Annotated in this window: 15 protein-coding genes; 6 read left to right on the top strand and 9 right to left on the bottom strand. The window is 72.2% G+C overall.

Features of this window, described 5'->3' with window-relative positions:
- Window positions 1-30 precede the first annotated feature (30 nt).
- The gene (locus K377_RS18765; protein WP_111664534.1) at window positions 31-1,623 is read right to left on the bottom strand and encodes an ATP-dependent DNA ligase; all 1,593 of its coding nucleotides are present in this window, start codon (window positions 1,621-1,623) and stop codon (window positions 31-33) included.
- Between the two features lie 235 nt (window positions 1,624-1,858).
- On the opposite strand from K377_RS18765, the gene K377_RS18760 reads away from it, so the two are divergent.
- On the top strand, window positions 1,859-2,308 hold the full coding sequence (locus K377_RS18760; RefSeq protein ID WP_111664533.1) for an SsgA family sporulation/cell division regulator: 450 nt from the start codon (window positions 1,859-1,861) through the stop codon (window positions 2,306-2,308).
- Here the strand turns inward: K377_RS18760 and K377_RS18755 are convergent.
- Together K377_RS18755 and K377_RS18750 are read right to left on the bottom strand one after the other, a co-directional pair.
- Window positions 2,265-2,972 carry a class I SAM-dependent methyltransferase gene (locus K377_RS18755; RefSeq protein WP_111664532.1) on the bottom strand — a complete coding sequence of 236 codons (708 nt, stop codon included), beginning with the start codon at window positions 2,970-2,972 and terminating at the stop codon, window positions 2,265-2,267. The genes K377_RS18760 and K377_RS18755 overlap by 44 nt on opposite strands.
- A 93-nt stretch (window positions 2,973-3,065) precedes the next feature.
- Entirely contained in the window at window positions 3,066-3,560 is a 495-nt protein-coding gene (locus K377_RS18750; RefSeq protein ID WP_111664531.1) for a glutathione peroxidase, read from the bottom strand.
- Window positions 3,561-3,669: 109 nt separating this feature from the next.
- On the opposite strand from K377_RS18750, the gene K377_RS18745 reads away from it, so the two are divergent.
- Both K377_RS18745 and K377_RS18735 read left to right on the top strand, forming a co-directional pair.
- Entirely contained in the window at window positions 3,670-4,065 is a 396-nt protein-coding gene (locus K377_RS18745) for a VOC family protein (protein ID WP_111664530.1), read from the top strand.
- 266 nt (window positions 4,066-4,331) lie between these two features.
- Complete coding sequence (locus tag K377_RS18735; protein WP_111664528.1) at window positions 4,332-4,568, top strand: hypothetical protein; 237 nt, start codon at window positions 4,332-4,334, stop codon at window positions 4,566-4,568.
- Between the two features lie 5 nt (window positions 4,569-4,573).
- Here K377_RS18735 and K377_RS18730 read toward each other — a convergent pair whose 3' ends face one another.
- Window positions 4,574-5,299 carry a bifunctional 2-polyprenyl-6-hydroxyphenol methylase/3-demethylubiquinol 3-O-methyltransferase UbiG gene (locus K377_RS18730; RefSeq protein ID WP_111664527.1) on the bottom strand — a complete coding sequence of 242 codons (726 nt, stop codon included), beginning with the start codon at window positions 5,297-5,299 and terminating at the stop codon, window positions 4,574-4,576.
- Window positions 5,300-5,354: 55 nt separating this feature from the next.
- Entirely contained in the window at window positions 5,355-6,149 is a 795-nt protein-coding gene (locus K377_RS18725; protein WP_111664526.1) for an ABC transporter permease, read from the bottom strand.
- A 120-nt stretch (window positions 6,150-6,269) separates the two neighbouring features.
- Here K377_RS18725 and K377_RS18720 point away from each other — a divergent pair, with 120 nt between their 5' ends.
- Both K377_RS18720 and K377_RS18715 read left to right on the top strand, forming a co-directional pair.
- Window positions 6,270-7,355 carry an S-(hydroxymethyl)mycothiol dehydrogenase gene (locus tag K377_RS18720; RefSeq protein ID WP_111664525.1) on the top strand — a complete coding sequence of 362 codons (1,086 nt, stop codon included), beginning with the start codon at window positions 6,270-6,272 and terminating at the stop codon, window positions 7,353-7,355.
- Window positions 7,355-8,002, top strand: coding sequence for an MBL fold metallo-hydrolase (locus K377_RS18715; RefSeq protein WP_111664524.1), 648 nt, complete (start codon window positions 7,355-7,357; stop codon window positions 8,000-8,002). The genes K377_RS18720 and K377_RS18715 overlap by 1 nt, the downstream gene beginning before the upstream one ends.
- A 40-nt stretch (window positions 8,003-8,042) precedes the next feature.
- Here the strand turns inward: K377_RS18715 and K377_RS18710 are convergent, their stop codons facing one another.
- The 3 genes from K377_RS18710 to K377_RS18700 all read right to left on the bottom strand — a co-directional run bounded on the left by K377_RS18710 (window position 8,043) and on the right by K377_RS18700 (window position 10,583).
- On the bottom strand, window positions 8,043-8,444 hold the full coding sequence (locus tag K377_RS18710; protein ID WP_161195138.1) for an ATP-binding protein: 402 nt from the start codon (window positions 8,442-8,444) through the stop codon (window positions 8,043-8,045).
- 184 nt (window positions 8,445-8,628) lie between these two features.
- Window positions 8,629-8,916: a hypothetical protein gene (locus tag K377_RS18705; RefSeq protein WP_111664522.1), complete on the bottom strand. Its 288-nt coding sequence runs from the start codon at window positions 8,914-8,916 to the stop codon at window positions 8,629-8,631.
- 95 nt (window positions 8,917-9,011) lie between these two features.
- Entirely contained in the window at window positions 9,012-10,583 is a 1,572-nt protein-coding gene (locus tag K377_RS18700) for an FMN-binding glutamate synthase family protein (protein WP_375605930.1), read from the bottom strand.
- Between the two features lie 130 nt (window positions 10,584-10,713).
- Here K377_RS18700 and K377_RS18695 point away from each other — a divergent pair, with 130 nt between their 5' ends.
- Entirely contained in the window at window positions 10,714-11,412 is a 699-nt protein-coding gene (locus K377_RS18695; protein WP_111664520.1) for a DUF2470 domain-containing protein, read from the top strand.
- Here the strand turns inward: K377_RS18695 and K377_RS18690 are convergent.
- The gene (locus K377_RS18690) at window positions 11,393-12,487 is read right to left on the bottom strand and encodes an acyltransferase family protein (protein WP_111664591.1); all 1,095 of its coding nucleotides are present in this window, start codon (window positions 12,485-12,487) and stop codon (window positions 11,393-11,395) included. The two genes, K377_RS18695 and K377_RS18690, sit on opposite strands and share 20 nt — an antisense overlap.
- Window positions 12,488-12,584 lie beyond the last annotated feature (97 nt).

The raw sequence follows: 12,584 nt of genomic DNA, 5'->3' as shown, positions 1-12,584 counted from the left end.
TATACGGCTCATCTTTTGGCAAAGAAAAAGTCAGGTATCGGTGCCCGCATCCGCGTCGAGCAGGTGCGGGTGGGCGGCGAGGACGGCGTCGACCGTGTCGGCCTGCTCGGCCGTCTTGTCGTCGCGGTACCGCACCACACGCGCGAACCGCAGAGTGACGCCCGCCGGATAGCGCGTCGACCGCTGGAGCCCGTCATAGGCGATTTCGACGACCAGCTCCGGACGGACGGTGACGACGTGCCCGTCGTCCTCGACGGCCAGTTCCCCCAGCCGCACGGTCTGCCAGGCCAACAGCTTGTCGGTGAGCCCCTTGAACGTCTTGCCGAGCATCGCGTACGAGCCGTCGTCGCGCCGGGCCCCGAGATGCAGGTTGGAGAGCTTGCCGGTGCGCCGCCCGTGCCCCCACTCGGCGCCGAGCACCACCAGGTCCAGGGTGTGCACGGGCTTCACCTTCAGCCAGGACGCGCCCCGGCGGCCCGCGCTGTAGGGCGCGTCCACCTCCTTGACGACGACACCTTCGTGCCCGCGGGCGAGGGTGTCGGCGAAGAACCGCCCGGCCGCGGCCCGCTGCCCCGCGTCGGCACCGTCCTCGACGACGTACCGGCGCACCCGCATCGGCTCCGGCACCAGCCGGACGAGGCGGTCGTGCCGCTCACCGAACGGCAGGTCCAGCAGATCGGGCCCGTCCGCCTCCGCTCCCGCCTCCGGTTCCGCGTAGAGCACGTCGAAGAAGACGGGGGAGAGGGGGAGCGCCTCGGCGGCGCGGGCCACGTCGACGCGTGAGCCGACCCGCCCGGCCACCTCCTGGAAGGCGCGCGGTCTGCCGGTGGCGTCGAGGGCGATGACCTCACCGTCGAGGATCAACCGCCGGCCCGCGAACTCCCGCACCGCGGCCGTCACTTCGGGCAGGCGCTCGGTGATGTCGTCGAGCGTGCGGGTGTAGACGTGCACGTCGTCCCCGTCCCGGTGCACCTGGACCCGGATGCCGTCGAGCTTCTCCTCGACCACGCACGCCCCGAGCTTGTCGAGCGCGGCCTCGACCGTCGCCGCGCTGTGCGCCAGCATCGGCTGCACCGGGCGGCCCACGGTCAGCCGGAACGCGTCGAGCGCGCCGGGCCCCTCCGCGAGCAGGGCCTGTGCCACCGGTTGCAGCCCGCCCGCGAGCATCACCGCCCGCCGCACGTCGGCCGAGGGCGCGTCCGTCGCCCGGGCGAGCCCTTCGAGCGCCACCGCGTCCAGCGCGCCCTGGCGCACCTCGCCGGTGACCAGGCCGACGAGGAACCGCTGCTCGTCCGCGGTGGCCGCGCCCATCAACTCGGCCACCAGCCGCTTGCGTTCCGCCTGTGATCCGGTGCCGGAGACATCGCCGACGGTGCTCAGTGCGGCGTCCACGTCCTGCACGCTGAGCCGCGGCTCCTCGGCGGGCGGGACCGGGTCGGCGAGCACCCGCCAGCCGATCCCGAGCCGTCCCTGCGGGAGGCGTCCCGCCAGGTAGGGGATGACGATCGGGACGTCGTCGGGCGAGGCGTCCCGGAACAGCTCGGCGAGCAGCGCGATCTTCCGCGTGCGGGCCGAGGTGGCGGCGACGTCCTGGGACACCTGAGCGAGCCGGGCGAAGAGCATGAAGCCATCGTGCAACGGGGTGGGGGGCGGCGCATGGCGCGCGCGTGATCGGTCTTCTCGGGCCGAGGAGTCGACCGCGGAGGGTGATTTATCCGCTCAGGCGACTTTTGTCGGATGATGGAGGGGTGAGTGGCGCAGGTCACATCGGCTTTTCGCCCAACGCCGTAACGCGTCTCCCGCCCGCCGCGTCGAACCGGCATCGGGAAGCCGCAGCGCAGCAGAAAGGGAGCCTGCCATGACGACCACCCTCCCCGTCACGCTGGAACAACCGACGCGCGCCCGGCTCGTCGCCGCCGGGAACACCGCACCGGAACGCGGCCTCACCGTCGCCCTGCGCTACGCCTCGGCCGACCCGCTGGCGATCAGCCTGGTGTTCCCGGCCGAGGTCACCCTCACCGGAACCGAGGTCACCTGGGCCTTCGCCCGCTCGCTCCTCGACGAGGGCCTGCGCGCGCCCTCGGGCGCCGGTGACGTGCATGTCTGGCCGAGCGGCCGGACCCGTACCGCCGTCGAGCTGCACGCGCCGCGGGGCCTCGCGGTCGTCGAGTTCGGCAGCTCGGCCCTGCGGCGCTTCCTGCGCCGTACGTACGCGCTCGTGGCCGCCGGTGACGAGGACCTGACGGACCAGGTCCACCGGGCGCTCAAGGCGTTCTTCGGGCCCGACGGCGGCGGGGCCGCCGGCTGAGCCCGGGCGCGCGGGCGAGGATCTGGACGCCGGTCGACCGGTGACCGTTCATCGTGGCCACGGGGACGGCCCGGGTGGCCACGACGTCGAAGGCGCCGAGCAGGGTGGTGAGCCACTCGCGCGAGTGGTGTCGGCAGACGGCCCCGTCGGAGGTCTCGAACACGCCGTAGCGGCCGTAGCGATCGGCGTCGCGGTCGTAGCGGGCGCGATCGCGTTCGTCGTCCTGGAACAGCAGGTCGCTGACGTAGAGGACTCCGCCCGGCCTGAGGACGCGGCGGAGCTCGCCGACCAGCCGGCGCTGGGCATCGTCCCCCGGAACGCAGGTCAGCACGGCGAACAGCAGGACCGCGTCGAAGGCGGCATCCTGAAACGGCAGCTCCGGCGGCGCGTCCAGGACGGCGAACCGCATCGTGAGGTGCAGGCGCCGGGCCCGTTCGATCATCCCGGGCGAGCTGTCCACACCCGTGAGGTCGCGGAAACCGTGTCCGGCCAGCTCACCCAGGGTGCGCCCGTAGCCGCATCCGTAGTCGAGCACGGCGGTGCGCCCGCTTTCATCACCGGTTCCGCCGAGCTCGTTGAGCCACGGTGGATGAAGGGGATGAGTGAACGTCTTCGAGGCGGCGACCCCGTCCCAGTACGGGACTTGGCTGTCGAGATCACGCATGGCGGACACCTCCCTGGAGCGGGCCGGGATCGTGCCGTGCCCGTGCCATGTCCCGTTCACGACGACCGTGACGGGACCATGGCGGGCGCGCGGTCAGGCGGCGTCGAGTTCCTTCTCGACGGCGGCGACGACCTCGGGCGCGTCCGGGACGGTCTGCGGCGAGAAGCGGGCCACGACGTCGCCGGACCGGCCGACGAGGAACTTCTCGAAGTTCCAGCGGATGTCACCGCTGTGCCCCTCGGCGTCCGCGGTCTCCACCAGGTTCGCGTACAGCGGGTGCCGGTCGGCGCCGTTGACGTCGACCTTCTCCGTCATGGGGAACGTGACGCCGTACGTGGCCGAGCAGAACTCGGCGATCTCGTCGGCGCTCCCGGGCTCCTGCCCCATGAACTGGTTGCAGGGGACGCCCAGCACGGTGAAACCCCGCCCCGCGTACTGCTTCTGGAGCTCTTCGAGCGCGGTGTACTGCGGCGTGAGGCCGCACTTGGAAGCGACGTTGACGACCAGGACGGCCTGACCCTCGTACTGCGCGAGGTCGGCGTCGCCGCCCTGGAGCGAAGCGATCTGGATGTTCTCGTAGACAGACATGATCCGGAGCGTACGCCGTTTGTTCCGCCCACCCCTTGTGCCGTGTGGTTCGGCTGGGGCTTGCTTGTGGCGATCCGCGCAAGATCCGTACGCGATATCCAGGAGAGACATGACAAGCAGGTTCACGGAACTCGTCGTCGACTGCCACGACCCGGAGAGGCTCGCGGCCTTCTGGTGCGCGGTGCTGGACTTCGAGGTGATCGACCGGACGGAGGGCCAGGTCGAGATCGGCTCGTGGGAGCCGACGGTCGAGGAGGTGCGGGCGCGGCAGATGCCTCCCACCGTGGTCTTCATCCGGGTGCCCGAGGACAAGGCCGTGAAGAACCGGCTCCACCTGGACGTCAGCCCGATCGACCGCAGCACCGACGACGAGGTGGCCAGACTGGTCGGCCTCGGTGCCACCAAGGCCGATGTGGGTCAGGGCTCCGGCCGGAGCTGGGTGGTCATGAACGACCCCGAGGGCAACGAATTCGACGTCCTGCGCACTCTGGCGCCGGAGAGCTAGGCCGTCGCACGGGCGCCCCCGGGCGTCCGCTTGCACTGAAAATCGAACACGTGCTCTATTGAGGGCATGCGGAACTCCGTCACCGATGACCTTGTCCAGACACAGCGGGAGTGGACCGAGACGTACGAGCGACTTGCGCGGGAGCCCGGCCGCACGGCGTTGCGGCGGCGATTGCTGCACCTGTCCCGGGTGCTGGCCGGTGAGCGGCTCAGCCCCGGGGACCAGGCCGAGCTCAGGCGCAGGGCGCGGCAAGGGACCGGTCGCTCATGACGGGGGCGCGCGCGGGTGACGGGTTCCCCGAGATCGTCGTGCAGCGTCCGGCGCCGGGCGGGGGCCGCCGGGTCACCGTCGGTGCCGTGCGGCTCGGGCTCGCGCACAGCGACCGCGATGTGATCGAGTTCCTGCGGCGCGCCGGGCTCGACGACGCCGATCAGCTCGTGCTCGGGGACTCACCGGCCATCCAGTGGCAGGGCGGGCGTCCGCACGAGTACGGCGCAGGCTGAGGCGTTCACGGGCGCAGCGCCACGAACACGAACTCCCTGCCCGGACGGTCGGGAGCGTCCCGCACCTCCTCCACCACGTAGCCATGGCTGACCAGGTCCTGCTCCACCTCCTCCCGCTCCCGGAATCGCAGCGTCGAGTCCGAGACGAGCGTCCGGCCGTCGGCCGCGAAGTGATAGGTCCAGCGGAACGTCACCATGGGCGGGCTCACATCGAGGACCTGCACCCAGGACGTGACCGTGCCCATCCCCGGGACGTCCGTCACGCGGTGGGAGTGCTCCCGGGTCCACCGCTCCCACGCCCGGGCGGCCGGCACCCGGGTCTCGAAGGCCAGGCGGCCACCGGGACGCAGCGCGTCGAAGGCCGCGCGCAGCGTCGTCCGCCAGGCCGGCGGATCGACGATGCCCTGGGCGACGTTCGCCGTCATCGTCGCGAGGTCCATGCGCAGCGGAGGCAGCGCCGACGCGTCGCCGAGGAACCAGCGCACCTGCTCGCCGCCCGGCTTGGCCCGGGCCACGTCGAGGGAGCCCGCGGCGGGATCCACCCCGACGACCTCGATCCCGCGCCCGGCCAGCAGCAGCGCGAAGACGCCCGTACCGCAGCCGATGTCGAGGACCCGGCGCGCCCCGAACTCCCGCGCCATCCCGAGGTAGAGCGCGAGGTCGCCCCGGTCGGGATCGAGCGCGTCGTAGATCGCCGCGAGCCGGGGATGCGCATAGCAGTCGTCGGTCATGAGCCCGAACGTAGGGCGCGCCCGGCACCCGCGACCAGAGAATTCCGGGACCGGTTCACGCACTCGTCACCGGTGGACGGCGCAGATGGCCACGCGCGATCAGTTCCACGGTCGTGGCCACCGCGACCGCCTGCACGGCCAGCAGGGCGACCAGGACGAAGAGCTGCACCGCGCCCGCCATCACCGGCGACGCTCCGCCCAGCAGCATGCCGACGAACGCGCCGGGGAGCGTGACCAGACCCACCGTGCGGGTCTGGTCGAGGCCGGGCAGCAGCGCGTCCGACGCCGCCGGGCGGGCTATCTCCAGGCGCGCCTCGTGCGGGAGCAGGCCGATGGCCAGACACGCCTCCACCTCGCCCCGGCGCGCCGTGAGCTCGTCGAGGGCGCGGCGGCCCGCCAGCACCGTCGCCGTGAGCGCGCCGCCGATGAGGATGCCGGTCACCGGGATCAGGGCGATGCCCCGCGCCGGGAGGAGCCCGCAGCCGATCAGGACGCCGACCACCGGCGCCACCGGCGCCGCGATCGGCACGGCCGCCCAGGCCCAGCCGCGGCCCGCGGTGATGCGGCGGCCCGCCGTCCGGGCCGCCACCGCGAACATGAGCAGCACGAAGCCAAGGAGCGCCGCCCCGTGCTGCACCACCCAGCCGATCACCAGCGAGACCACCCCCAGTTGCAGAGCGGCCCGCAGCCCCGCCACCGCGATGTCCCGCGCGCGGGACCACGAGGCGTCGGGCGCGAGCCGGAAGACGGCGGCCACCCCGGCCGCCACCAGCAACAGGGCGACGAGGACCACCGCCAGGGTGGCGTTCACGGGCAGCAGGGCGGACGAGGCGACGGCGGGAGGAGGCACGCGGGAAGCCTAGAACGGCCGTGCCCGCGTACCGGAACTGTGCCGGGTCATGATCATGGGTGAGGATGGGGGACGTAAGAACGTGTGCGGCAACCGCGAAGAGAAAGAAGGCTGACCGTCATGGCGCAGCAGGTGCAGGGCGTGATCGCGCGGGCGAAGGGTGCTCCGGTGGCGATCGAGACGATCACCGTGCCGGACCCCGGTCCGGGCGAGGCCGTGGTGAAGGTCCAGGCGTGCGGGGTCTGCCACACCGATCTGCACTACCGGGAGGGCGGGATCAACGACGACTTCCCGTTCCTGCTCGGGCACGAGGCGGCGGGCGTCGTCGAATCGGTGGGGGAGGGGGTCACCGAGGTCGAGCCCGGTGACTTCGTGATCCTCAACTGGCGTGCGGTGTGCGGGCAGTGCCGGGCCTGTCTGCGGGGCCGCCCGCAGTACTGCTTCAACACCCACAACGCCAAGCAGAAGATGACGCTCGCCGACGGCACCGAGCTCAGCCCGGCCCTCGGCATCGGCGCCTTCGCCGAGAAGACCCTCGTCGCCGCCGGCCAGTGCACCAAGGTCGACCCGTCCGCCTCGCCCGCCGCGGCCGGACTGCTCGGCTGCGGCGTGATGGCCGGCATCGGCGCCGCCATCAACACCGGCGGCGTCGGCCGCGGGGACTCCGTCGCCGTCATCGGCTGCGGCGGCGTGGGCAACGCGTCGGTGGTCGGCTCCCAGCTGGCCGGCGCCTCGAAGATCATCGCCGTGGACGTCGACGACAAGAAGCTGGAGACGGCCCGAAAGCTCGGCGCCACGCACACCGTCAACTCGCGCACCACCGACCCGGTCGAGGCCGTGCGCCGGCTGACCGGCGGCTTCGGCGCCGACGTCGTCATCGAGGCCGTCGGCCGCCCCGAGACGTACGAACAGGCCTTCTACGCGCGCGACCTCGCGGGCACCGTGGTCCTCGTCGGCGTGCCCACCCCCGAGATGCGCATCGACCTGCCCCTGCTCGACGTGTTCGGGCGCGGCGGCGCGCTCAAGTCGTCCTGGTACGGCGACTGCCTGCCCTCGCGTGACTTCCCGATGCTCATCGACCTGTATCTCCAGGGCCGCCTCGACCTGGACGCGTTCGTCACCGAGACCATCGCGCTCGAGGACGTGGAGAAGGCGTTCGAGCGGATGCACCACGGTGACGTGCTGCGTTCGGTGGTGGTGTTCTGATGACCGACGGCAACAGCACCGGCGCGCGCATCGAGCACCTGGTCACCTCGGGGACGTTCTCCCTCGACGGCGGCACCTGGGACGTCGACAACAACGTCTGGCTCGTGGGTGACGACGAAGAGGTCGTCGTCATCGACGCCGCGCACGACGCGGACGCCATCGCCGCCGCCGTCGGCGACCGCCGGCTCGTCGCCGTCGTGTGCACCCACGCCCACGACGACCACATCGACGCCGCGCCCGCGCTGGCCGAGCGGACCGGCGCGCCGATCCTGCTCCACCCGGCGGACCTCGACCTGTGGAAGCTGACGCACCCGGACCGCGGGCCCGACGGCGAACTCGCCGACGGGCAGCGGCTCACCGTGGCGGGCGTCGAGCTGACCGTGCTGCACACCCCGGGGCACTGCCACGGAGCGGTCAGTCTGTACGCGCCCGCGCTCGGCATCGTCTTCACCGGAGACACCCTCTTCAAGGGCGGACCGGGAGCGACGGGCCGCACGTTCAGCGACTTCCCGACGATCGTCGACTCGATCCGCGAGCGGCTGCTCACGCTGCCGCCCGAGACCGTCGTGCGCACCGGACACGGTGACAGCACCACGATCGGGGCGGAGGCGCCCGACCTCGACGACTGGATCACGCGAGGTCACTGAGCGGCGGAAGCCGCCGGGAGGCGACGTCCGCGGGCGGTGCTCAGCAGGGTGCGAGCACCGCCCGCACCGTCTTGCCGCCCTGCGGATGCGGCTCCACGCTCCAGCGCCGCGACAGCGCGCGGACCAGCGTGATCCCGCGGCCCGACTCGGCGGACTGCGACGGGGGCCTCAGGCGGGGCAGCCCCGGCCCGTCGTCGTGCACCGCCACCGTCAGCTCGTCCGCGTCGATGCGCAGGCTCATCCGGCAGTGGCTGTCGGACGCCCGGGTGGCGTTGGTGACCAGTTCCGTCACCACCAGCTCCGCGTCCGCCGCCGTGTCGTCGGTGCACCCCGCCAGGAACGACCGGGTCAGACGGCGGGCCAGACGAGGGGCTCCGGCCCCCTGCGGCATCAGATACTCCACGCGTGCGGTACGCCCCTGAGCGTCCGTGAACGCACGCATGACGATCACTCCCCTTCTCCATGAGCCTCTGTGGGTCTTGTCGTGCTGTGCCCTGCTGCGACAACGAGGCCCATTCCCGGGGAACGTGATCCCCATGCGGGTTCGTTTCGAGGGCTCGGCCATCGGCCTGCCTTCGCCGACGTCCTGTCCTTCGCCTGCCCGCATCCCGCGGAATCAGGCGGTGTCAGTCACTCTCGGTGGGGTGGGCCAGCGCGTCGAGAAAGCGCTCCAGGGCCGGTGAGGACGCTCCGTCGCCGCAGCGGGCCCGCTCCACCTGCGGAATCGACGGCTTGCCGGGCTGAAGGGCCTGCGTCTCGATGGCCTCGGTCAGGTGCAGCCGCTCCAGGGCCCGTTCCGCGGCCGAGCGGCGAACGTACTCGATGACTGGCACACCCAGGTGATCCGCATGTCTGCGGACCGCGTCGTACTCGTCGGGCGTGAAGAGCTCCCGCAGGAGCGCGGTACCGTCCATGGCCGCATGATGCCGGTCAGGTTCCCGCCGTGTGGGCGGATGGCATATTCACCCCCCGTTCGCGTGGAGTTGGCGCATGCGGGTGGCGCGCGGGATCAGAACCGGTCGGGGTCGGCGGCCGCCCAGTCGGACGCCCAGGCCGGGGGCGGTCCGGCGGTCAGCTCACCCGGCTCCAGCCAGTCGTAGAGGCGTGCGTAGGGGCGCAGTTCGTGGGGTGCGATGCGCCGGATCAGCTGGTGCGGGCCCAGCTCGCGCGGATCGCGCACGCCCATCGCGGCCATGATCTGACCCGCGCCGCGCACCGTGGCCCGCTGGAAACGGTGGACGCGCTCCGCCTTGTCCGGCACGTCGAGCGCCCGCGCCCGGCGCGGGTCCTGGGTCGCCACGCCCACCGGGCAGGTGTTGGTGTGGCAGCGCTGCGCCTGGATGCAGCCGACCGCGAACATCATGGCGCGGGCCGCGTTCGTGAAGTCCGCTCCCTGGAGCAGGCGTTTGACGATGTCGGCACCCGTGGCGACCTTGCCGCTCGCGCCGATCCGGATCCGGTCGCGCAGCCCGGTGCCGACGAGGGCGTTGTGCACGGTGATCAGGCCCTCGGTGAGCGGCATGCCGAGGTGGTCGGCGAACTCCAGGGGAGCCGCGCCGGTGCCGCCCTCCGCTCCGTCCACGACCACGAAGTCCGGGGTGACCCCCTCGGCGAGCATCGCCTTGCAGACGGCGAGGAACTGCGCGCGCGAGCCCACGCACAGCTTGAAGCCGACCGGCTTGCCGTCGGCGAGTCGCCGCAACTCGGCCAGGAAGAGCACCAGTTGGCGTGGCGTGTCGAAGGCGCGGTGATAGGGCGGCGACACCACCGTCTCGCCCTTGGGCACCCCGCGTACGCGGGCGATCTCGGCGTTCACCTTGCTGCCCGGCAGCACCCCGCCGATGCCCGGCTTCGCGCCCTGCGACAGCTTCACGGACACGCACTTGACCTGCTCGCGCGCGGCCTTCTCGGCGAACTGGGCGCGGTCGAATCCGCCGTCGTCCGTGCGGCACCCGAAGTAGCCGGTGCCGATCTCCCACACCAGGTCGCCGCCGTGCGCGAGGTGGTGCTCGGACAGGCCGCCCTCACCGGTGTCGTGCGCGAAGCCGCCCAGCGCCGCCCCCTTGTTGAGCGCGCGGATCGCGGGCGCCGACAGGGCGCCGAAGCTCATCGCGGAGACGTTCAGGAGGGCCATGTCGTACGGGCGTGAGCAGTCGGGTCCGCCGATCCGCACCGTCGGCGGACGCTCGGGCGGGTCCACGGGCCGCAGCGACGGCACCAGGAACTCGTATCCCTGCTCGTACACGTCGCGCTCGGTGCCGAACGGTTCCTCGGCCGAGCGGTTCTCGGCGTACTTCGCCCGCTGGTAGACGATGTCGCGCACGTCCCGGTCGTAGGGGCGCCCGTCGTAGTTGCGCTCGATGAAGTACTGCTGCATCTCCGGCCGCAGCGCCTCCATGAGAAAGCGGAAGTGCCCGAGGAGCGGATAGTTGCGCAGCACGGAGTGCCGGGCCTGGACGAGGTCCCACGCGCCCAGCGCGGTGAGCGCGAGCAGCGGGCCCGCCGCGCACCACCACCAGGGCGAGACGAGCAGCGACAGGGCCAGCGCCCCGGCCGCCGCGGCGGTGACGAGGACGAACACGAGGTAACGGCGCACGGACCGAGTCAAACGCACGCGGCGCCGATCCGGCCGCGCCGACACAGCGCGGCGGGGTGGACCCTCGGCGACGATCTCCGCTAAGTTAGGTGAGGCTTACCTAAGGGAGGTTCGGATGGGTGTCCGACAGATCGCTACCGCCGTCCCCACCGCGGCGGCCCGCGCGCGCTCCGTGCTCGCCGCCGCGTGGACCTGCGGTGTCACCACCGATGTGGGGCAGGACGACCTCGTCGGCGCCCATCGCGTCGCCGCGGAGGACGGCACGGTACGCGTCAGCCCGCCGCCGGACAGTGTGCTCGCCGCGGCCGTGCTGTGCGCGCCGCACGGACGGCCCACGACCCTCCTGGAGTTCGCCGACGCGGCGCCCGTCCCGGTCCGCGACCGGGTCCGCGCCCGCCTGTGGCTCTCCGGCGAGCTGGTCCCGGACGGTGAGGAGTTGCTGCTGATCCCCGAACGGGCCGTGCTCCAGACCCGCACCGAGCGGATCGGCATCGACCTCGACGACCTCGCCGCGACCGCCCCCGACCCGCTCGCCCTCGCCGAGTCGCGCCTGCTCACCCATCTGGCCGAGGCGCACCCCGAGGCCATCGAGCAACTGACCCGCCTGATCGCGCCCGACAGCCTGCACGGCGTCGTCCGCGTCCAGCCCCTCGCCGTCGACCGGCACGGGCTGACACTGCGTCTGGAGCGTACGCGCGGCCAGGCGGACGTCCGCATCCCCTTCCACACCCCCGCCGACGACCTGGGCTCCCTCACCGAGCGCATGCACTGCCTGCTCGCCTCCGCGCAGTCCGTCACCCGCCGGATGAGGTGACCTTCTCCCGGGGCGCCCGGGGCTCGGCCGGAGTCCTCGGCCGGGGCCGGCGGAACGCCCACTCCATGCGTGGCTCGACGACCGGACGGAACACGCGCCGCACCGGCTCCGTGCACAACACCGTGATCAGGGCGACGGCCGCCACTGTGACGGCCACCTCGCCCAACGGAGTGTGCAGCCACGGGTGGGCGTACCAGTCCCCGAACCGGGACGCCTTGATGACGAACCCGTGCAGCAGATAGGCGTAGATCGTCCCGGTGCCCAGCGCCGTGAACCACAGACGCCGGCCCGGTACCCAGGCCAGGAAGCAGGCGGTCAGGACGAGCGCGAGGACGAACAGCGCGGGCGTCGCCCACAGGCCCGCCCACGCCGGCACCCCGCGCCCCACCACGCTGCCGCGGTGGTAGAACCAGCCCGCGTCGAACCAGGGCGCCACCCAGTACGCCGCCACGACGGCGGCGAGCAGCACCGGCAGCGCGGCCAGCCGGAACCGCCAGGTGCGCACCCACGAGAAGTGCTCGGGCCGCAGCACCAGACCCACCACGAAGAACGGCAGGAACTGCAAAACGCGTTGCAGTGCCAGATCCCCGCCGGCCCCCGGCCACATCGACACGGCCGTCCCCACGGCCAGCGCCACCGGTACGGGATGGCGCAGTTGCAGCCAGAGCGGCGTCGAGAGCCGCCAGACGAACAGCGCGGCCAGGAACCACATCAGGTACCAGGGATCCAGCAGGCTGATCGGATAGCCGGGATCGTCCTGCGCCCACCGGTAGAACAGCGTGTACGCCACCTCGAACACGACGTACGGCACGACGACCCCGGTGAGCAGCCGCTTCAGGCGCCGGGGCGCCATGTCGAAGCTGCGCGAGAAGTAGCCGGATATCAGGGCGAACGCCGGCATGTGGAAGGCGTACACGGTGAGATAGAGCGCCGTCACCGCGCGCGAGCCGTAGGTCAGGGGTTCCCAGGCGTGCCCGCACACGACGAGCACGATCGTCAGGTACTTCACGTTGTCGAAGTACGACTCGCGCGCCCTGCCCGTGGTGGCTGTGGCCTGTGCTTCCTGCTGTCGCATGGCGATGCCGCGCCCCTCCTGCCGCATGGGTCAAGTCCCACGCCTGCCCAGCCGGGGCCGTTCCATGACTCGGAGCATGGGGAGGGCCCCCGGCGAC

Source organism: Streptomyces sp. PsTaAH-137, from assembly GCF_003259365.1.
Lineage (GTDB): Bacteria > Actinomycetota > Actinomycetes > Streptomycetales > Streptomycetaceae > Streptomyces.
Note: the sequence above shows the minus strand (reverse complement) of the source record. Positions and strands in the feature narration are given on the sequence as shown.

Bases quoted from the DNA above. Each gene is read 5' to 3' on its own strand.
- K377_RS18765 (WP_111664534.1), bottom strand. From the start codon at position 1,623: ATGCTCTTCGCCCGGCTCGCTCAGGTGTCCCAGGACGTCGCCGCCACC.
- K377_RS18760 (WP_111664533.1), top strand. From the start codon at position 1,859: ATGACGACCACCCTCCCCGTCACGCTGGAACAACCGACGCGCGCCCGG.
- K377_RS18755 (WP_111664532.1), bottom strand. From the start codon at position 2,972: ATGCGTGATCTCGACAGCCAAGTCCCGTACTGGGACGGGGTCGCCGCC.
- K377_RS18750 (WP_111664531.1), bottom strand. From the start codon at position 3,560: ATGTCTGTCTACGAGAACATCCAGATCGCTTCGCTCCAGGGCGGCGAC.
- K377_RS18745 (WP_111664530.1), top strand. From the start codon at position 3,670: ATGACAAGCAGGTTCACGGAACTCGTCGTCGACTGCCACGACCCGGAG.
- K377_RS18735 (WP_111664528.1), top strand. From the start codon at position 4,332: ATGACGGGGGCGCGCGCGGGTGACGGGTTCCCCGAGATCGTCGTGCAG.
- K377_RS18730 (WP_111664527.1), bottom strand. From the start codon at position 5,299: ATGACCGACGACTGCTATGCGCATCCCCGGCTCGCGGCGATCTACGAC.
- K377_RS18720 (WP_111664525.1), top strand. From the start codon at position 6,270: ATGGCGCAGCAGGTGCAGGGCGTGATCGCGCGGGCGAAGGGTGCTCCG.
- K377_RS18715 (WP_111664524.1), top strand. From the start codon at position 7,355: ATGACCGACGGCAACAGCACCGGCGCGCGCATCGAGCACCTGGTCACC.
- K377_RS18710 (WP_161195138.1), bottom strand. From the start codon at position 8,444: ATGCGTGCGTTCACGGACGCTCAGGGGCGTACCGCACGCGTGGAGTAT.
- K377_RS18705 (WP_111664522.1), bottom strand. From the start codon at position 8,916: ATGGACGGTACCGCGCTCCTGCGGGAGCTCTTCACGCCCGACGAGTAC.
- K377_RS18695 (WP_111664520.1), top strand. From the start codon at position 10,714: ATGGGTGTCCGACAGATCGCTACCGCCGTCCCCACCGCGGCGGCCCGC.
- K377_RS18690 (WP_111664591.1), bottom strand. From the start codon at position 12,487: ATGCGACAGCAGGAAGCACAGGCCACAGCCACCACGGGCAGGGCGCGC.